21 protein-coding genes are annotated in these 19,297 nt (G+C 60.7%); 3 read left to right on the top strand and 18 right to left on the bottom strand.

What is annotated here, in order from left to right:
* Positions 1-24 precede the first annotated feature (24 nt).
* The 3 genes from EKM85_RS07450 (at position 25) to EKM85_RS07440 (ending at position 2,964) form a co-directional block, all read left to right on the top strand.
* Positions 25-1,296: a replication-associated recombination protein A gene (locus EKM85_RS07450; RefSeq protein ID WP_125585644.1), complete on the top strand. Its 1,272-nt coding sequence runs from the start codon at positions 25-27 to the stop codon at positions 1,294-1,296.
* Between the two features lie 813 nt (positions 1,297-2,109).
* Positions 2,110-2,388 (top strand): hypothetical protein, encoded by a 279-nt coding sequence (locus tag EKM85_RS07445; protein ID WP_125585643.1) that lies wholly within the window; start codon positions 2,110-2,112, stop codon positions 2,386-2,388.
* A 78-nt stretch (positions 2,389-2,466) separates the two neighbouring features.
* Positions 2,467-2,964, top strand: a complete 498-nt coding sequence (locus EKM85_RS07440) for a universal stress protein (RefSeq protein ID WP_125585642.1) — start codon at positions 2,467-2,469, stop codon at positions 2,962-2,964.
* Positions 2,965-3,012: 48 nt separating this feature from the next.
* Here the strand turns inward: EKM85_RS07440 and EKM85_RS07435 are convergent, their stop codons facing one another.
* The 18 genes from EKM85_RS07435 to EKM85_RS07350 all read right to left on the bottom strand — a co-directional run bounded on the left by EKM85_RS07435 (position 3,013) and on the right by EKM85_RS07350 (position 19,257).
* On the bottom strand, positions 3,013-3,891 hold the full coding sequence (locus tag EKM85_RS07435; protein WP_125585641.1) for a helix-turn-helix domain-containing protein: 879 nt from the start codon (positions 3,889-3,891) through the stop codon (positions 3,013-3,015).
* A 268-nt stretch (positions 3,892-4,159) separates the two neighbouring features.
* Positions 4,160-5,131, bottom strand: coding sequence for a DUF2785 domain-containing protein (locus tag EKM85_RS07430; protein WP_225418954.1), 972 nt, complete (start codon positions 5,129-5,131; stop codon positions 4,160-4,162).
* Positions 5,132-5,143: 12 nt separating this feature from the next.
* Entirely contained in the window at positions 5,144-5,524 is a 381-nt protein-coding gene (locus EKM85_RS07425; protein ID WP_125585640.1) for a DUF1694 domain-containing protein, read from the bottom strand.
* A 547-nt stretch (positions 5,525-6,071) separates the two neighbouring features.
* Positions 6,072-7,508, bottom strand: a complete 1,437-nt coding sequence (gene sufB, locus EKM85_RS07420) for a Fe-S cluster assembly protein SufB (protein ID WP_125585639.1) — start codon at positions 7,506-7,508, stop codon at positions 6,072-6,074.
* Positions 7,501-7,944 (bottom strand): Fe-S cluster assembly sulfur transfer protein SufU, encoded by a 444-nt coding sequence (gene sufU, locus EKM85_RS07415; protein ID WP_125585638.1) that lies wholly within the window; start codon positions 7,942-7,944, stop codon positions 7,501-7,503. Before sufU ends, sufB begins: the two co-directional genes overlap by 8 nt.
* Positions 7,931-9,127, bottom strand: a complete 1,197-nt coding sequence (locus EKM85_RS07410; protein ID WP_125585637.1) for an aminotransferase class V-fold PLP-dependent enzyme — start codon at positions 9,125-9,127, stop codon at positions 7,931-7,933. Before EKM85_RS07410 ends, sufU begins: the two co-directional genes overlap by 14 nt.
* Positions 9,117-10,142, bottom strand: coding sequence for a SufD family Fe-S cluster assembly protein (locus tag EKM85_RS07405; RefSeq protein WP_125585636.1), 1,026 nt, complete (start codon positions 10,140-10,142; stop codon positions 9,117-9,119). Before EKM85_RS07405 ends, EKM85_RS07410 begins: the two co-directional genes overlap by 11 nt.
* Complete coding sequence (gene sufC, locus EKM85_RS07400) at positions 10,135-10,902, bottom strand: Fe-S cluster assembly ATPase SufC (RefSeq protein ID WP_125585635.1); 768 nt, start codon at positions 10,900-10,902, stop codon at positions 10,135-10,137. The genes EKM85_RS07405 and sufC overlap by 8 nt, the downstream gene beginning before the upstream one ends.
* Positions 10,903-11,513: 611 nt before the next feature.
* Entirely contained in the window at positions 11,514-12,566 is a 1,053-nt protein-coding gene (locus EKM85_RS07395) for a SepM family pheromone-processing serine protease (RefSeq protein ID WP_164510706.1), read from the bottom strand.
* A 287-nt stretch (positions 12,567-12,853) separates the two neighbouring features.
* Entirely contained in the window at positions 12,854-13,543 is a 690-nt protein-coding gene (locus tag EKM85_RS07390) for a methionine ABC transporter permease (RefSeq protein WP_125585633.1), read from the bottom strand.
* Positions 13,540-14,646, bottom strand: a complete 1,107-nt coding sequence (locus EKM85_RS07385; protein WP_125585632.1) for a methionine ABC transporter ATP-binding protein — start codon at positions 14,644-14,646, stop codon at positions 13,540-13,542. The genes EKM85_RS07390 and EKM85_RS07385 overlap by 4 nt, the downstream gene beginning before the upstream one ends.
* Before the next feature lie 28 nt (positions 14,647-14,674).
* Positions 14,675-15,499, bottom strand: a complete 825-nt coding sequence (locus EKM85_RS07380; RefSeq protein WP_125585631.1) for a MetQ/NlpA family ABC transporter substrate-binding protein — start codon at positions 15,497-15,499, stop codon at positions 14,675-14,677.
* 379 nt (positions 15,500-15,878) lie between these two features.
* On the bottom strand, positions 15,879-17,093 hold the full coding sequence (locus EKM85_RS07375) for an FtsW/RodA/SpoVE family cell cycle protein (protein ID WP_125585630.1): 1,215 nt from the start codon (positions 17,091-17,093) through the stop codon (positions 15,879-15,881).
* Between the two features lie 168 nt (positions 17,094-17,261).
* A complete protein-coding gene (locus EKM85_RS07370) occupies positions 17,262-17,489 on the bottom strand; it encodes a DUF2969 family protein (RefSeq protein ID WP_125585629.1) in 228 nt (75 codons plus the stop codon).
* A gap of 9 nt (positions 17,490-17,498) precedes the next feature.
* Positions 17,499-17,768, bottom strand: coding sequence for a membrane protein insertion efficiency factor YidD (gene yidD, locus EKM85_RS07365; protein ID WP_379882671.1), 270 nt, complete (start codon positions 17,766-17,768; stop codon positions 17,499-17,501).
* 24 nt (positions 17,769-17,792) lie between these two features.
* Complete coding sequence (locus EKM85_RS07360) at positions 17,793-17,963, bottom strand: DNA-directed RNA polymerase subunit beta (RefSeq protein WP_125585627.1); 171 nt, start codon at positions 17,961-17,963, stop codon at positions 17,793-17,795.
* A 16-nt stretch (positions 17,964-17,979) separates the two neighbouring features.
* The gene (mreB, locus tag EKM85_RS07355) at positions 17,980-18,969 is read right to left on the bottom strand and encodes a rod shape-determining protein (protein ID WP_125585626.1); all 990 of its coding nucleotides are present in this window, start codon (positions 18,967-18,969) and stop codon (positions 17,980-17,982) included.
* 57 nt (positions 18,970-19,026) lie between these two features.
* Positions 19,027-19,257, bottom strand: coding sequence for a DUF1146 family protein (locus EKM85_RS07350; RefSeq protein WP_125585625.1), 231 nt, complete (start codon positions 19,255-19,257; stop codon positions 19,027-19,029).
* Between the last annotated feature and the right edge of the window lie 40 nt (positions 19,258-19,297).

Below are 19,297 nucleotides of genomic sequence, written 5' to 3'. Positions count from 1 at the left end.
AAGTTAAAGAAAGAAGGTGCCCTGATGCAGCAACCACTCGCATACCGCATGCGCCCACGGAACTTGGACGAAGTCGTCGGCCAGCAGCACCTGGTCGGCGAGGGCCAGATCATCCGCCGCATGGTCGTGGCCAAGCGGCTGAGCTCGATGATCCTCTACGGCCCGCCCGGCACCGGCAAGACCAGCATTGCCTCGGCGATCGCCGGTGCGACCAAGTACGCCTTTCGCATGCTGAACGCCGCGACCGACACCAAAAAGGACCTGCAGATCGTCGCCGAGGAAGCCAAGATGAGCGGCACCGTGATCCTGCTGCTGGACGAGATCCACCGCCTCGACAAGACCAAGCAGGATTTTCTCCTGCCGCTGCTCGAATCCGGCCGCATCGTCATGATCGGGGCGACCACCGAGAACCCCTACATGAGCATCCAGCCCGCCATTCGCAGCCGGACGCAGATTTTCCAGGTTCACCCCCTCACCCCTGAGGACATCGGTCAAGCCATCGACCGCGCGCTGAAGGACGAGGAACGGGGCCTGGGCAAGTACCCGGTCAAGTTAGATGAAAAGGCGCGGGCGTACCTGACGACGGCCACCAACGGCGACCTGCGCGCGGCGCTGAACGCGCTGGAGCTCGCCACCCTATCCACCCCGGAAAAGGCCGGCGCGATCCACCTCACCGAAGCGGTCATGCACCAGTCCCTCCAGCAGCGCGCACTGGATGGCGACGCAGACGGCGACGCGCACTACGACCTGATCTCCGCCTTTCAAAAAGCGATCCGCGGCTCTGACGTCGACGCCGCCCTGCACTACCTCGCCCGCCTGATCGTCATCGGTGATCTGCCCAGCATCCTGCGCCGCCTGTTGGTGATTGCTTACGAAGACGTCGGCCTCGCCAACCCGCAAACCGCCTCGCGCACCCTGACTGCGATCCAGTCCGCCGAGCGGCTCGGTCTGCCGGAAGGCCGCATTCCCTTGGCCAACGCCGTGATCGACCTGTGCCTGGCGCCCAAGTCGAACTCCGCCATCAGCGCCATCGACGCCGCCATTGCCGACGTCCAGGCGGGCAAGGCGGGCCCGATCCCTGACGACCTGCGCGACGCTCACTACAAGGGCGCCAAAGCCCTGGGCCACGGGGTCGGCTACAAGCTGCCGCACAACTACCCCGGCGGCTGGGTCCAGCAGACCTACATGCCGGCGAACCTGAAGCACACGCATTACTACACGCCCAAGGCCACCGGCAAGTACGAGCAGGCGCTCGGCCAGCAGCTGACGCGGCTGCGCCACCTGGAGCAGCAGTAGGACGTGAAATCGGTGTCAATGCTTATCTGGCAAGCATTACAGCGGTTTTTGCCGGCCGTTTTCTTGCATGTTTTGGCCGGCAGTGCTAGAGTAAAAGTATGGAAGTACCTAAGGTGTTCGCGGTCCCCATCTATTAGTTGACCGAACAGTCTCAATACCTTGGGACCAGAAGTGGCAGGTGCCGTGCTGTTCTCTCACTGAACAGCTAACGTGCTTGTCGTCCGGGCCCACTTGCTTAAATGCGGGTTTCAACAATTCGGGTACTCGACGGCACCATTAGCCTTTCACAAAAGTCTTCGGACTTTGGCCGACACAAATGTCGGTCTTTTTTTGTTTCAAGGTGCAGAGAGCTCGCGCACTTAGCGGGATGGGTAGCCGCTCCGCATGTCAGCCTGTACGCCATAAATGGCTACAGGCTATGCATAGCCTGAGGCATTGCCGGCGATTTTTGCCGGCGAGGCCTCAGGCGTAGCTGACCACTCCCGCGTTGCGAGCTCGCCGCCCGATTAGGCAAGGTGCGTAGGGTTCGCGCACTTAGCGGGACAGCTAGCCTAGCTCAAGGCATTGTCAGCGAACTTTGCCGACGAGGCCTTGAGGGTAGCTAGATGCTCCCGCGTTGATCAGCCTGTGCGAGCGAAGCGAGTTACAGGGTGACATGCGTTAGCTGCGAACCCGGAGCCCGATTAGGTGCAGAGAGGTCGCGCACTTAGGGGGACACCCGCTGTTATCCACCTGCCTTCCACCCCGGTTTTTCCACCACCAAGCCTTCGGGTATGCTACGATAAACTCAACTCAATCCAAAGGAGACTAGTCATGTTTCGACTCATCTTTATCCTTTTCGCCTTGGTCTTATTCGCACTTGCTGCCTACGTGGCCGCACACCGCCGCGCGAACTTTCTTGGCATCACCCAGCTCACTGAAGCGGCGCAGAAAGAGCTGACCCGCTTTGCGGCGCTGTTCGTGATCGCCGGCGTGCTGGCGCTGCTCGCCGCGTTCTTCCTGACCAGCTGGCTGGAGGCCCTGGCGCTCATCGTCGGCGCGCTTTCAGCCGGGGTCCTCGGGTTGCGGGTACCAGCCTACCTGAATCACTAGCCCTTGGATGATTGGTAAGATTGAAATCGTTTCACTTTGGTCCGCCATTCGGCTACAATGAAAGTAGAGGTGATGGGCATGTTACAACAATACAAGCACATTCTAGTTGCGATCGATGGCTCTTACGAATCGGAACTCGCTTTTCAAAAAGCGGTCGCGGTGGCCAAGCGCAATCAGGCGGAATTATTCCTGATCCACACCGTCGACACCCGCGCGTTCAACAACGTCTCTAGCTTCGACTCCGCGATGGTCCAGCAAGTCGCCGACACCGCCAAGGAAACCATGGACGGCTACCTTGACCAGGCCCACAAAGCGGGACTGGATAAGGTCTCCTACTCCATCGAGTACGGCGCGCCCAAGACGATCATCGCCCGCGACATCCCGAAGCAGAAAAACATCGACTTGATCATGATCGGCGCGACCGGGCTTAATGCGGTCGAGCGGCTCCTCATCGGCAGCGTGACCGAGTACGTCACCCGCAACGCTAAGTGCGACGTGCTCGTCGTGCGGACGGACCTCAACAACCAGCCGGCGTTGTCTTCAACCAAGAAGCCGAACCCGAAACCAGCAAAATAGGCACCACCTAATAACGCCCCGCGGGATCCCGCGGGGCGTTGCTTGTGGTTAGGCTGAAACAGAATCGGCAGTGCCTGGATCCTCAAGCTCGGCGATCAGCTTCGGCCGGTGCGTGACCTGGGCCAACGCCAGCGCGATCGCGCGCTGGGCACCGGCCTGGTCATCCCCCAGCTTGGCCAGCGTCTGCGCCTTGAGCGTGTATAGCTCGGGCAGCCGGAACAGACTGTCGTTGCGGACCGCCAGCTCGATCCCCGTTTGCAGGTGGCCAAGGGCCTGGCGGTACTCGCCGATCTCAAAGTAGATCCGGCCAATGTGCCAGTACATGGTCAGTTCAACGTCTTGGTAGCGGCTTTCGTTCAGCGGCACTTCCTTCAGCAGCTTCACGGTCTCGTCAATGTAGACCCGGGCACGGTCGGTCGTGCCCTTTTCGGCGTACGCCAGACCGAGGCCCAGGGTCGCCATGATGCCGGCGACGTCGCGGTAGCTGATCGGGCTGCCGTTGAGCACGCGGCCGAAATCGTAAATGGCCTCGTCAACGTCTTTGTGCTCAAACAACTCGACCATGCCAGCGTAATAATAGTAGCGCTTCTCGTCTTCTTCACGGGTCAGCTTGCCCTGCTTGATCTTGGCCAGCAGAGGCGCCGCTTCTTGGTAGTCGCCGTGGCGAATCTTGCCCTCGACGGCGCTGAGGGCCTGCTGAATGTGGTCCTGGTTTTCCACCACGACATCGTCGAGCGTCACGCCCAGGCGATTCACGATGCGGATCAGGATGTTCATACTTGGGACTTTGTTGTGCTTCTCGATCAGACTGATGGTGGCCTGTGTGCAGATGCCTTCCGCCAGCTCCGCTTGACTTAACCCGCGCAGTTTGCGAAAATGCCGGACGTTTTCCCCCTTGATGCGTAATGCCGGCTGCAGCTTATTCATGTCTCCACTCCCTTTTGAGTTACCAGTGAGCGGCCCACGCCGCTCCCGCAATGACCCAATTATACTTGATATTATGATTTTTGACTACTTTTCACTGTTTGTGACGATTAACACTTTCAAATGTATCTAATGTAATGATTAAAACAGTCTGAATAAGTTCTAAACATACATATTATAATAATAACGGCGGCCCAGCTAAAAGTGCGCTAGGTCGCCGTTAATCATCAAATATTTACTAATGAGAGAGTACTTATTATCACTAATTTTATTAGTACGCGTCGATGATTTGTTTCAAATAATCGACGACCACTTTCGGTAAATCACCGCGCATGAGCAGCGCTTCCAGCAAACGTGAACGATTGTACCAGCGCGTCCAAAACGCGAGGTCCTCCTTCGGCTTGAGGTGCTGCAGGCGCTTCTGCCAGGCCGTCAGGCACATGACCAGCGCGTCGGCGTAGAACTGGTTCTTCGTGGCCAGGTTCACCAGATACGAGGACACGCGCTGATCCTCGCCAAACACCAGCGAGTCGGTCATCCGCTGCCAACCCTCGATCACGGTCGCCATGAGCAATAGCTTGTCGCCGCGCGTGAGACTCGGCACCTGGCTGAGCTCCTCGGCCAGGTTGCCAATGTGGGTGTAGGCGTGCGCCCAGCCCTTGCCGGCCACGTAGCCGCGCCCGTCGCGTTCCAGCGCGATGTACGCGCACAGGTTGACCAGCAGGCGCTCGAACTGCGTCGCGGTGATGAGGTGATAACGGTTGAGGTCGGCGTACACCAGCCCCGACAGCAGCATCACCGCAAAACTGCGCAGGAAGACGGCGTCGTTCGCCGGCTCGGTGATGTGCGCAAACAAAATGTCTTTGCGCTGCAGCGTCTTGAACAGCCAGCTCACCTGCTTGGCCGTGAACGCGTCGGCCTGAAACAGGTCCGACAGCAGGAAAAAGACCCCCTTGTCGCGCACGGCCGGCGCGGTGGCCGCCAGATGCACGATCAGATACTTCAGCTCCGCATCGCTGACCTGCGGCGCTTTTTCGTCCTTGACGCGCTTTTCAATGGCGGCGATCTTGGCGAGCGCCGCCTCGTCGTCGTCCGGCAGGCCCACCGGGGTCGCCGGCGCCACTTCGACGCCTTCAATCAGCGCGTGCAAATCGTCCGGCAGGCCGTGGAACAGCTTGCCGCGATGCAGTTGCTTGCGCATGTCTTCAATGCTTTTAATCGTTGTTGTAACTTGAGAATCCACTTATCGTCCTCCTCAAAGCAGGATCGGCCGCTCAATTTGATGGTGCGGGTCGGCAAGCACCCAACCAAAATCGTCGGCGCTGGGCGTCTTTTTCACGCGCACCCCGGGCTGGGCCATGATGGTGAACGGCACGTCATGCGCCAGGGCCTGCTTCATGTAAAACGCCACCAGGTCCTGCGGCATCCGGCCGTTAATGTAGACGCGGTACTGCGGGTAGCGGGTCAGTACCTGGTCCAGTAAGGTCTGGATCCGCTCGTCGTGCAGCTGACGGATGGTGACCGCCATGGCGACGCGCTCGCGGAAGTTGCCCAAAAACGCCCGCTTCTCGTCTGGTTTGATCGTCGCCAGGCCCAGTGACTTGGCCTTGATGAAAGCGTTCAGGTCCTCATGCATCACGCCGCCTCCTTGCAGCCATTATACCATTGCCGCCGCGGTCGTTGGCAGAATGGGGCAATCTAACTGGGGGCCGAGTCGACAACGCCCGCTTGATGAGCTACGCCCAAGGCCTTACCGCCAAAAAACAGCGGTAAGGCCTTGGGCGATGAGCAGCCTGTTGCTATTTGTGGCGTACAGGCTGACGTGCGGAGCGGCTAGCTGTCGGGCTAAGTGCGCGAACTCTGCGCACCTTGGCCTAACTGGGCTCCGAGTTCGCAACGGGGGAGCAGCTAGCTACGGCCCAGGCCTCGCTGGCACAGAACGCCGGCAAAGCCTGGGGCTATGCTTAGCCTGTAGCCATTTATGGCGTACAGGCTGACATGCGTAGCGGCTAGCTGTCCCCCTACGTCCGTCGTCCTGCACATCCTGGCCTAACTGGGCTTCGGGTCGACAACGCCCGAGCGATTAGCTACGCTCCGGGCCTCGCCGTCAAAGTTCGACGGCAATGCCCGAAGCTAGGCTAATCGTCGGGCTAAGTGCGTCGACCCTGCGCACCTTGGCCTGCTCACCCAACTGACCCGTCCATTTCCATTGAGATGAGCCGGTTGAGCTCCACGGCGTACTCCATTGGCAGCTCCTTGGTGAACGGCTCAACGAAGCCCATGATGATCATTTCGGTGGCCTTGGCCTCGGGGATGCCGCGGCTTTCCAGGTAGTAAAGCTGCTCTTCGGAAACCTTGGAGACCTTCGCCTCGTGTTCCATCGAGACGCTTGAGTTCTTGATCTCGGTGAACGGAATGGTGTCTGACGTTGACTGCTCGTCCATCAGGATTGTGTCGCACTCCACGTGGCAAAAGGCGTTGTCGGCCTTCTTGGTGAAGCGCACGGTGCCGCGGTAGTCCACGGCCCCACCGTCCTTGGCGATCGACTTGGAGACGATGTTCGAGGAGGTGTTCGGCGCGTTGTGGATCATCCGCGCCCCGTTGTCCTGATCGACGCCGGCGCCGGCCACGGCGATCGACAGCATCGTCCCGCGCGCCCCTTCCCCGTCCAGGTAAACGGACGGGTACTTCATCGTCGTCTTGCTGCCGAGGTTGCCGTCGACCCACTCCATGGTCGCGTTTTTCATCGCCTGGGCGCGCTTGGTCTCCAGCGAAAAGACGTTCTTGGACCAATTCTGGATCGTGGTGTAGCGGCAGTAAGCGTCGTCTTGGACGAACACCTCAACCACCGCGGCGTGCAGCGAGTCGCTGGAGTAGTTCGGCGCTGTGCAGCCCTCCACGTAGTTGATGTGGGCACCAGGGGCGACGATGATCAGCGTGCGCTCAAATTGGCCGGAATTCTCCGCATTGAGGCGGAAGTAGGCCTGGATCGGCACGTCGGTCTGCACGCCCTTAGGCACGTAGATGAACGAGCCGCCCGACCACACCGCCCCGTTCAGCGCGGCGAACTTGTTGTCCGACGGGTGGACCAGGGTGCCGAAGTACTGGTGCACCAGGTCCGGGTACTGCTTGAGGGCGGAGTCCATGTCCATGAAGATGATGCCGAGCTTGTCGAACTCCTTTTTGATGTTGTGGTACACGACCTCGGACTCGTACTGCGCCGACGCTCCGGCCAAGTACTTGCGCTCGGCCTGGGGCACGCCAAGGCGGTCGAAGGTGCGCTTCAAGTCGTCAGGCACGTCATCCCAGTCGCGGTACGTCCGGTCGGTCGCCTTTTGAAAATACAGCATTTGGTCCAGATCCAGGTCCGACAGGTCGGGCCCGTAGTCTGGAAACGGCAGCTTCTGGTACGTCTTGTAGGCGTCCAGGCGGTAGTCCAGCATCCACTGCGGCTCGCCTTTTTCCGCGGAGATCTCCCGCACCTTGGCCTCGGTCAGCCCGCGGCCGGTCGAGTAGACCAGCTTGATGTCGTCCTTGAAGTCGCCGGGATTGTCGTCCTGCAAAAAGTCGACCTGGGAGGCGACGGTTTCGTTATTCTTCGTGTTCTTCGTTTCAGTCATGTTGATCACCTTCCGTAAGTGCCTGCGCTGCGGCCTTCCAAGCGAGCGTGGCGCACTTGATGCGCGCCGGGAACTGGTGGACCCCCTTAAGGATGGCCGCCGATCCCAGAATTTGTTCATCAGGCACGCTGCCGTTGATCACGAGGTCGGAAAAAGCCGTGACCATCGCCGCCACCTGCGCGGGCGTTTTGCCGATGATCTGGTCCGTCATCAAACTGCCGGACGCCTGCGAGATCGTGCAGCCGCTGCCGGCAAAAGCCGCGTCTTGGATCTTGCCATCCTTCACCTGCAGCTGCAGCGTGAGCACGTCCCCGCAGCTGGGGTTGCGCAGCGTCACCGCGTGGGTCGGCGCCTTCAGCACCCCGTGATGCCGGGGGTGGTTCGCTTCGTCCAGGATAACCTGGCGATACAGCTGATCCAGTTTAGTCAAACTCATGGAAAAGCCTCCTTGCCTCGGCCACGCCCGCCACTAGCTTGTCGACGTCCGCGGCCGTGTTGTAGACCCCAAAGCTGGCCCGCACCGTCGCCGGCACGCCCAGGCGCGCCATCAGGGGCTGGGCGCAGTGGTGCCCCGCCCGCACGGCAATGTGCGCCTCGTCCAGCACGGTGGCCACATCATGCGGATGCACGCCCTGCAGGTTGAACGAGACGATGCCGGCGCTGTGGGCGTCGCCGTACACCGTCACGCCGGGAATGGCCAGCAGCCCCGCACGTAGTCGTAAGACCAGCGCGTGGTCCTGCGCGGCGACGGCCTTCATGTCCAGCCCCGCCATGAAGGCAAGGGCGGCACGCAGGCCGAAGACGCCAGCGATGTTCGGCGTGCCGGCCTCGAACTTCAGCGGCACCGGCGCCCAGGTCGACTGGGCGTCCAGCACCTCATCGATCATCTCGCCGCCAAACTGCACCGGCGGCATTTCGGCCAGCAGCGCCTGCCGGCCGTACAGGACCCCGATGCCGGTCGGCCCGTACAGCTTGTGCCCCGAGAAGGCGTAAAAGTCCGCCCCGAGCGCCTGCACGTCCACCTTCATGTGCGCGACCGCCTGCGCGCCGTCGACGACCAGGTAGCCGCCGACCGCGTGCACCTGGTCCGCCAGCGGTGCGAGCGGCACCACCCCCCCGGCCACGTTGGTCACCTGGGCCAGCGCCACAATCTTGGTGCGCTTGGTGATCAGCTGCGCGACGGCGGCCGGATCGGTGTTGCCGGCCTTGGTGACCGGCGCGACGACAAACTTCGCCCCAGTGCGCTTGGCCAGCTGCTGCCAGGGGATGAAATTGCTGTGGTGCTCGGCCCCGGACACCAAGATCTCGTCGCCGGCGTGCACGACCAGCGGGCCAAAGCTGGCCGCCACCAAGTTCAGCCCGTCAGTGGTGCTGCGGGTGAACACGATCTGTGAAGGTGTTTTAGCGTTGATGAACTGTGCGACTTGCCCCCGCACCGCCTCGTAGGCCTCGGTGGTGTTGTAAGCGAGCGTGTACAGCCCGCGGTGAACATTGGCGTTGTCGTTCACGTAGTAGTGGACGAGCGCGTCGATCACCGCCTGCGGCTTTTGCGCGGTCGCCGCCGAGTCCAGGTAGGTCAGCTCGGGATGCGCCGCAAAGAATGGAAACTCATTTGCCATCGGGATTCACCAGGGTTTCATCGATCTGCTTAAACAGGTCTGCTTTCAGGTCCTTATCCGTGATCTCCAGCAGGCCGGCTTCCAGGAAGCCGCGAATGACCAGGCGCTGCGCTAGCGCCTTGGGCAGGCCGCGGCTCATCAGGTAATAAAGCTGAGTCTGGTCCACGCGCGTCACCGAAGCCGCGTGGCCGGCAGTGACGTCATTTTCGTCGATCAAAAGGATCGGGTCGGCGTCGCCGCGCGAGTCTTGGCCCAGCATCAGCACGCGGTTTTCCTGCTGGTTGTCGCTGCCGCGCGCGCCCTTGATGATATGGCCGATACCGTTGAAGATCAGGTGCGCCTTGCCGACGATCACGCCGCGCTGGTTGATGTGGCCCTTGGACTTGCGCCCATAGTTGGTCATCGCGGTGGTGTAGCCGACGTGCTGCGTCCCGGAAGCCAGGACCCCGACGTTCACGGTGGCCTGCGCCCCCGTGCCGCGGAGGTTGACATTGATCAGCGTGGCCCCGGAGTTCTGGGCAAAGCCGGCCAAGGTCCAGTTCAGCGTCGCCCGATCCGCCAGCGCGGCCGTGCGGGACACCAGGACCATTTTGGCCTGAAAACTGTCGTAAGTCAGCCAGTCGACGTGCGCGTCTTCGGCGACGTCGACCTGCACCCCGACGCCCAGCGTCTGGCCGCCGCTCGGCCAACGCTCTTGCAGCGCCACCTGGGCGCCTGCGCCGACGTGGATCAGCAGCAGGCCGCCGCCGTTAGCCGGGCCGGTCACCAGCACCGGCTCAGCACTGTGGTAGCCGGCCGGAATGGTCAGCTCGGTGATCTGCTGCGGCGCTGCCGCCAGCCAGTCGTCCAGGCTGATGCGGCGCGGAAAGCCCGCCGCCGCACTGGGATGGCGCACGCTGATGCCGGCCGCGGCACTCACGGCCATCGGCGGCACCTTAGCGCTGTCCTTGACTTCCTTCATGTACCGGGCCAGCGGGATCTTCGGCGTGTTGGCCATGGGGAGCCGTTTAATCATGCCCGTCACCCGCCTTGAGGTGCTCGTAGCCGGTCTGCTCAAGCGTGTGCGCGAGCTCCGGGCCGCCGGTTTCAATGATGCGGCCGTCCTTCATCACGTGCACCACGTCCGGCGTGATGTAGTCGAGCAGGCGCTCATAGTGCGTGATGATTAGCGAGGCAAAAGCCGCCCCGCGCATCGAATTGACCCCGTCGGCCACGATGCGCAGCGCGTCGATGTCCAGCCCGGAGTCGATCTCATCCAGCAGCGCCCAGTGCGGGCGGATCATCATCAGCTGCAGGATCTCGTTGCGCTTCTTCTCGCCGCCGGAAAAGCCCTGGTTGAGGTAGCGGTCCGCCATGTCCTCGGGCATCTTCAGCTGCGCCATCGTGGCGTCCAGCTGGTTCAGAAAGGTCATGATAGGGATCTGATCGTCGTCCGGCCGCCGCGCGTTGATCGCCGCGCGAATGAACTCCGCGTTGGTCACACCGTTGATCTCGGCGGGATACTGCATCCCCAAAAAGAACCCGAGCCGGGCCCGCTCATCGACGGGCATGCTGACAATGCTTTGACCGTCGACCAAGATGTCGCCCTGGCTGACCACGTAGCGGGGATTGCCCATCAGCGTCTCCGCCAGGGTGGACTTCCCGTTCCCATTTGGCCCCATCAGCGCGTGGATCTCGCCGGAGTTAATGGTCAGGTTGACCCCCTTGAGGATCTCGGGGTGTTCCGGTTCTGCCTTCACTTTGACGTGCAGGTCTTTGATCTCTAATGTACTCAAGATTCTACCTCCCAGCCTATTTAGTCTTATTGTACGGCACGAATCGGTCCCCTGCAAACCGCTTTCATACGAGCTAATTGTGCCGTGGCCTTTACCGGATCAGCCGCGCCAAGCCGGCGCAGCGGCCTGGCCCGATGGCAACGCCGGACTTGCCCACCACAATCCGGCTCCGGGTCGACAACGCCCGAGCGCTCAGCTACGCCTAAGGCCTCGCCGCTAAAAAACAGCGGCAATGCCTTAGGCTATGATCACCCTGTAGCCATTCATGGCGTACAGGGTGACATGCGGCGCGGCTGATCGTCGGGCTAAAACCGTCGACCCTGCGCACTATAAAATCCGGCTCCGGGTCGACAACGCCCGAGCGCTCAGCTACGCCTAAGGCCTCGCCGCTAAAAAGCAGCGGCAATGCCTTAGGCTATGATCACCCTGTAGCCATTCATGGCGTACAGGGTGACATGCGTAGCGGCTGATCGTCGGGCTAAAACCGTCGACCCTGCGCACTATAAAAAAATCACGTCCGCCGTTAAAGTAACCGGCGGGCGTGCGTGATTGCGAAGTGGATCAGCTTTATTCCATTCAGCGCGGAACCCCTCGCCGCAGCGCCAGGCCGATTATCGGCGCTGCAAGTAGGCGATCGCACCGCGCAAGGTCTTCACCGGCACGATTTTCATCGCCGTGTGAATGGCCTTGGCCGTGCGCCGCGCCACCACATAGTTATTCTCAAACCCCGGGGAGCGCTTTAGCAGCTGCTGGGAAGGCGCAATGTCCGGGGCAAAGAACACCTTCATCCCGGCGCGGCTGGCCGCATAGACTTTCTTATCAATGCCGCCGATCAGCCCGACGTTGCCCTGTGGATCAATGGTCCCCGTGCCCGCGATCTTCTGACCCTGGCGCAGGTGCCGACCGGTGATCTGCGTGTAGAGCTGGACGGCGTACATCAAGCCATAACTGGGACCGATCGCCCGCGGCGTGACCGCGGCCGCAGGCACTGTTCCAGTGCTGGTATTGTCCCCGTAGGTCAGGCCAAGCCCGCTGCCAGCGAGCGAGCGCGTGATCTTCACCGCACCGCTAAAGGGCGGGCGAGTGCCCCTTTGCCCGCCAATCGTCATCGTGGTGCCCGGCCGGTGCGCGCGAATCGCCTTCAAATACTGCTGGGCGCTGGCGTAATGCTTACCGTCGACCAAAGTGATGGTGTCGCCCACTTTCAGGAGCGGCGCAAACGGCGAGCCCTTGGCAATGGTCAGGACATACAGCCCCACGTAATCCACGGTATACCGCCGCTTCGCCAGCTTTAATGCAGCCTGAAGCGCACTGTCCGCCGCCATTTTGACCGCAGCGTAATCCCGCTGCTGCTGATCACCAAACCGCGCCGCGGACTGCGCATAAACCGTGGTGTAAGGGCGCAGGCGCGCCGCGAGCACCTGACCCACCGTCAGCGGCCCCTGGACCCGAACACTGGTCAAATAGTAACCGCCAGGCTCGTGATCCGCCTTGCCGGCCACCAGCACGGACCGCTTGGCTGGCGCCACCGGACCAGGCCCTTCCGCGTACTGGTTGGTCTGGTGCGTCACCACCGCGGCCGCCGCCACCCCTGCAAGCAAGAGCCCTGCTAAACCAAAGAGATATTTGCGCCAGCGACCGGGTCGGCGTACTTGTTTTTGCACCAGTTTCACTTCCATCGCTGGATGATTGCCCCATCGGCTTCCCTGCACACGTCAGTGCAGCGTGTCGGCATCTGCCATTATAAAATGATCCTAATCATCGGCTAATCTACAATTCATTCAAAGCATATGCTTTTATAATAAATTGTCAACGGTTTCAAGACCGGGTAATGACTACAAGGTTAACCGCCAGCTGGGTGCACTGGTTTCCCGATTCGTTCTTCTTCCTTCGTTTCCACTGGTTAACCATCAAAAAAGAGCTCGCCGCAGCGAGCTCTTCTGTTTGCCAATCAGTGCTGCAGCCGCCGGGCGATCAGGTCGCCGACGAACTGCACGATGAAGACCAGGATCAGGATGAAGATCATGGCGATCCAGATCACGTCGTTTTCGAAGCGCTGGTACCCAACGGCGATGGCCAAGTTCCCCAGGCCGCCGCCCCCAACGGCGCCGGCCATGGCGGTCAGGCCGATGATGGAGATGATGGTCAAGACGCCGACGCGGACCAGCTCGCCGAGGCCCTCACGCAGGTAAACGCGAAAGACGATGGCCAGCGGCGACAGGCCCATGGCCTCGGCCGCCTCGATCACCCCGGGGTCGACGGTGAGCAGCGCGTTTTGCACCTGGCGCGCGAAGAACGGCGTGGTGCCCAGGATCAGGGGCACCAGCGCGGCCCGCGGCCCGATCCCGGTGCCGACGATGAGCCGCGTCACCGGGCTCAGGACGGCCAGCAGGATGATGAACGGGATCGCCCGGAAGATGTTGACCAGCTTGTCGACGACCCAGTACGTCGGGTGATTCTCCAGCAGGCCGTGCTCGTCGGTCAGGACCAGGACGATGCCGATCAGGATGCCGAAGAAAAAGGCGATCACCGTGGTCCACAGCGTCATGTACAGGGTCTGGCCGATGGCCTCCGTCACCCCGCCGTCGCCGGTCCAGATCGGGCCGACGTGCGGGAAGAATTTATTGAAAAGGTCCATCATTTCGCGTCCTCCTTCGCCATCGCGGCTAAGTGCTGCACGGTCACGTCGCTGCGCTTCAGGTAGTTAAACGCCTGCGCAAGCGCGTCCGCAGTCCCCGAAAGGACCACCAGCAGGTTGCCGAACGGCGTGCCCTGCAGGATCTGGATGTCGCCGAACAGGATGTTGGCCGTCACGTTGTATTCCTTGAACAGCGTGGCCACCAGCGGCTGATCAGTCGAAGCGCCGACGTAGGTCAGCCGCACCAGCTCGTCCGGGGCGGTCAGGTTGCGCACCGCCGGCTGGTCGCGCACGGCCGCAATGGCCTCGTCGATCTGAATGGTGGTGTCGATGAAGTCCTTGGTCAGCTGCTGCTGCGGCTCGGCAAAGATGTGAAGCAGGTCGCCCCGCTCGATGATCCGCCCGTCGTCCATCACGGCGACCTTATTGCAGATCTGCTTGACGGCTTCCATTTCGTGCGTGATCAAGACGATGGTCAGCCCGAGCCGCTGGTTCAAACTCGCCAGCAGCGCCAGGATCGAACTGGTGGTCTTCGGGTCCAGCGCCGAGGTCGCCTCGTCGGAGATCAGGATCTCCGGATCGGACGCCAGCGCGCGGGCGATGCCGACGCGCTGCTTTTGGCCGCCGGACAGCTCAGTGGGGTAAGCCGTGGCCCGCTCACGCAGGCCGACCAGGTCCAGCAGATCGTTGACCTTTTTGGCGATCTCCTGCTTGGTGATCTTACGGGAGAACACCTTGCCGTCCTGGTCGTGATCCTTGACCAACGTCCCCTTCAGCGGAAACGCCACGTTGGCAGCGATGGTCAGTGAATTCATCAGGTTGAAGTGCTGAAAGATCATGCCGATGCGGCGCCGCTCGCCGCGCAGATCAGCGGCGCTCAGCTTGAGCATATCCTGCCCGAGCACCGTCACCTTCCCGCTGGTCGGCCGCTGCAGCAGGTTAATGGTCCGCACCAGCGTGGATTTGCCCGCGCCGGAGTAGCCCACGATCCCGTAGATGTCGCCGCGCTCAACCGTCAAGTCGACGTGATCGACCGCGTGCACGCTCTTATTCTTCTCGCTAAAATTCACATCGACCTTGTCTAAGGTGATCACCGGTTCTGCCATGACCAACCGCCTTTCTCATTTATCAGAATTAGTACTTACCCGTCCAGGCCGGCAGGACCGCACCCTTGTAGACCTTCTTCAGGAGCTTCTCGGTTGCCGCGCTCTGGTAAGCCTTCACGATCTTCTTGTACGTCTTGTTGCTCTTGTCCGCCTTGGACTTCGCGGCGATGATGTTGATCCACGGGTGTGACTTCTTGCCGATCTTCTCCACCGCGATCGCCTTGGCCGGCTTGAGGTTGGCCGCCGCCGCAATGTCGTTGTTCACGACCGCCGCGTCCACGTCGTTCAGCGAGCGTGCGGTTTGGGCCGCGTCGAGCTCGGTGAACTTCAAGTCAAGCTTGTTGGCCGTGATGTCCCGGATGGTCGGGGTGGCCACGTCCTTGACTTTAATAATGCCATTTGCCGCCAGCAGGTCAAGTGCCCGGCCCTCATTTGACGCGTCGTTCGGGAGCGAAACGCTGTCGCCCTTCTTCAGGTCCTTCAGCGACTTGATCTTGTTGGAGTAAGCGCGCATTGGGCCGATATAGGTGTCACCCACGGAGACGATGTGGTTGCCGTGCTTCTTGTTCCAAGTGCCCAGAAATTCGTAGTGCTGGAACGAGTTGAGCTGGATGTCGCCGTCTTCCAAGGCCCGGTTCGGGGTGTTGTAATCCGTGAACTGAACCAGCTTGATGTTGACGTCCTGCTTCTTCAGCCGTTTTTGGATGTCCTTCCAGATGTCAACGTCAGTGCTCATGATGCCGACCTTGACCGGCTTGCTGGCAGAACTGCTGCTACTGTTGCCGCACGCCGCCAACGCCAGAACGGGCAGCGCCAGGGCTGCTGTTAATGCCAATCGCTTAAACCACTTCATTTGAATCCCTCCATTTTTTGTTAGAACAAACAAAAACCGCTCCTAACCAAAGTTAGAAGCGGTCATCCCGCGGTACCATTCTAATTCGCCAGCGTCAGAAACGTTGGCCTCACTAACGGGCAATCACCCGCGTGCAAGATAATGGATGCCAGCCATTGACCCCTTGCCGAAGCTCAGCGTCACCGATCCGTGAGCCATTCTCGATCGTCGCTGCTACCCCGCTCTCATCCACCCGGGTTTTCTGTGCAGTCCGCAACGGTCTCTCTCTCACATCGTTCGTTTGCTCAATTAAATTATCTCGAGTCTACCGAGTTTGGCAGGGCCTGTCAACCCTCTGCGTTAAAAAAGCATGAGAGTTTGCTTTGATTCTGACCGCCTGCTACTTACGGTTGAATTCCTCGCCGTCCTGGCTGAACATGTAGGACTGGTGATGGTACCGCATCGAGAGGATCATCCCCACCGACAGCATGTCCGCCAGCAAGAACGACCCGCCTTGCGAGATGAACGGCAACGGGATCCCGGTCAGCGGCAGCAGGCCGATGTTCATGCCGATGTTTTCGAACACGTGGAACAGGATCATCATGATGACCCCGGTCGCGATGTAAGCGTAGAACTCGTTTTGCGTGTCGAAGATGACCCGGATCATCTGCCAGATCAACAGGAAGTACAGCAGGATCACGACCGCACAGCCGATGAACCCGAACGCCTCGCCGATGGTGGAAAAGGCCATGTCGGACTCCCGCACGGGGACGGTGACCTGCAGGTTATTAAAGCCGCGGCCGCCCATCTCCCCTGAGCCGATCGCCTTCATCGACTGCCAGAGCTGATACGAGTCCGTCGTGGCCGCGCCGCTAGGGTTCAGCCACGAGTCGATGCGCTTGAACTGGTAGGCCGCAAACCCGAACTTGGCCAGAATGTCGCGGCCCCAGGTCTGGGTCACCAGCAGGATCGCGCCGCCGCCCAGGGTGCCGGCCGCCGCGCCGATCGGGACGATGATCTTCCACGTGATCCCGGAAACGAGCACGACGCCCGCAAAAATGGCCAGGAAGACCAGCATGGTCCCGAAGTCGTTTTGCAACTTCAAAAGCACGATGATGGGCAACGTCCACAGCAGCATTTCGAAGATCAGGCGCCAGTCATTGGCGGTCGAGTGCTTGAACTGAATGTTGTGGTTGGTCACCACCCGCCCCAGCATCAGGATGTAGGCCGGCTTCATCACCTCTGACGGCTGGAAGGTAAACGAGCCAAAGCCCAGCCAGCTGCGCGCCCCGGTATGGACGAACACCGCCCGGTCGTACGCGACCAGCACCAGCACCAGCAGGAAGATCCCCAGCCCGTACAGCAGCGGTGCGACGCGCCACAGCTGCTCGGCGTCAAACTGCATCACGAAAAAGATGCCGATCCCGCCGATGACGTACCACACCCCTTGCATGATCAAGGCGCGGGTCGTGCTGCCGATCGACGGGTTGGTGTCGTGGGACACCGCCATATAAATGGCCGCCATGCCGATCAAAGCCAGCAGCATGACGGACAAAATAATGCCGTAGTCGATGCGGTCCTCACTGCGGCGCCGCGTCGAAACGTCTTTTGCCATAACCTTCTCCTCACTGGGGCTGGCCGAAAAAACCGGCTTCCCGCTTCACTTGCCGGCGGCAAATAAAAGTCTGGCTCCGAATGCTTGCCTCAGCGTGACCCTGCCAGAAACGCCCGGCAGGCCCCTAAGCGAGCATCGAAGCCATCAGCGACTTTTCGCCTTGTTTGGTTAACCTTGGTGCAAATGATACTCGGCCAGCAGGAATTCAACGGCCGCGTCCATCGTCTTTTGGCGGTGGGCCTGCGCGTCGCCGGCGAGGTAGGCATTGAAGTGCTTGCCGTCTTCTTCCGGCTCCACGTAGCCGATTTCGTTTTTACCCAAAGTCAACACCGAAACCGTGTGCCCGTTGCGGGTCACGTCTTCTTGGGTGACGTTGATCTTCTGTTCTTTTGGCATATTGTCTCCTTATCGGTGAAAGTCGAAGTGCGCGCTTTCGGCCAGGTTCTTCTGCGGATCGGGATTGCGGCGCACGGTAAAGAAGTCCGGGACCGGATCGAGGCCGCCCTTGATGAACGGATTGCAGCGCAGCACTCGCGCCACGCCCATGATCAGGCCCTTGACGAAGCCGTGCTTGGCCAAGGCCTGGATCATGTACGTCGAGCAGGTCGGGTAGTACCGACAGCTGGCCGGCAAGAGCGGCGAAATGAACCGCTGGTAGCCCTTGACCAGCTGCATGGCTAATTTGCGCAAACACTCACCTTATTTCAAAAAGTCCAGGATGTGGGTCCAGGTCGAGGGCAGAAAAATGCGAAACGGATTGCCGCCTTCAATCGCGTAGCCGACCATCGCACCGATGATCAGCGCCAGCACCACCAGAAGCAGCCCGATGAGAAGCTTGCGGACAACGCGCTGTGCGTACTCAGAGCTCATGGCACCCGCCCCCTAATTAATACTGCTTGTGGTGGGCGATGTTATCCAGCAGGACTCCGGTACCCAGTGCCACAGCGTCCAGCGGCTGCTCGGCCAGCAGGACCGGCACGCGCAGCTCGTGGGCGAACAGCTGACTGATGCCCTTGAGCAGGGCGCCGCCGCCCGTAAGCATCACGCCGCGGTCAATAATGTCCGCGGACAGCTCAGGCGGGGTCTTCTCCAGCACCTCTTTGGCGCCGGCGACGATCTGGATCATCGTGTCGTGCAAGGCCTCTTCGACCTCGACGGACGTGACTTCGACCTCGCGCGGCAGACCGGTCGCGATGTCCCGGCCGCGTACTTCCATGGTGACCTTGGGATCGGCTTCGTAAACCGCGCCGATCTGGATCTTCAGCTGCTCGGCGGTGTGCTCACCAATCAGCAGCTTGTGCTTGTTCTTGACGTAGGCCACGATGGACGCATCCATCTTGTCGCCGGCCAGCCGCAGCGAGCGGCTGGTGACGACTTCGCCCATCGACAGGACAGCGACGTCAGACGTGCCCCCGCCGATGTCGATGACCATGTTGCCCTGCGGCTGGAAAATGTCCAGGCCAGCGCCCACGGCCGCCACCTTGGGCTCGAACTCGAGGTAGACCTTGCCGCCGCCGGACTTTTCCGCGGCCTCAATGATCGCTTTTTGCTCGATCGAGGTAATGTTGGTCGGCGCGCAGATCAGGATGTTCGGCTTGGACATGAAGCCCTTGACGTTCAGCTTATTGATGAAGTACTCCAGCATCGCTTCGGTGATGTCAAAGTCGGCGATCACACCATCCTTCAGCGGCCGGATCGACTTGATGTTGCCAGGCGTGCGCCCGACCATCTTGTACGCTTCGGTCCCGACGGCCAAGACCTTGCCGGTGGTGGTATCGATCGCCACGACGGACGGCTCGTTTAGAACGATGCCCTTTCCTTTCACGTTGATCAGGACGTTGGCGGTCCCGAGGTCGATCCCAATATCTTTAGCCATGTATTTCTCTCCTCAATTGATTACTAACGATTGATTATACCACAGGGCACGCCCCGCTTACAGAAGGTAGGTCAGGCTGTGCGCCGCGGTGAGCAGCGACAGGAAGAATTCGCTGACGTTGTAGCCGATCGCGATCGCCAAGAAGATCATGAGCAGCTGGCTGTCGCGCACGTGGTTCGGCTTCAAAAGCTTGTCGAACCGCAGCGCAAACAGCAGCCGAAACGTGATCATGATAAACACAAAATGCGACACCAGCGTCACTGCGCCGGTGATTCCTAAGTCTGTCATCGCTGCCTCCTTATGCCCTTCAAATTATACCGGCTTTTGC

Source organism: Lacticaseibacillus jixianensis (assembly GCF_003946485.1).
Taxonomy (GTDB): Bacteria; Bacillota; Bacilli; order Lactobacillales; family Lactobacillaceae; genus Lacticaseibacillus; species Lacticaseibacillus jixianensis.
This window is presented reverse-complemented; position numbering and strand designations above follow the sequence as displayed.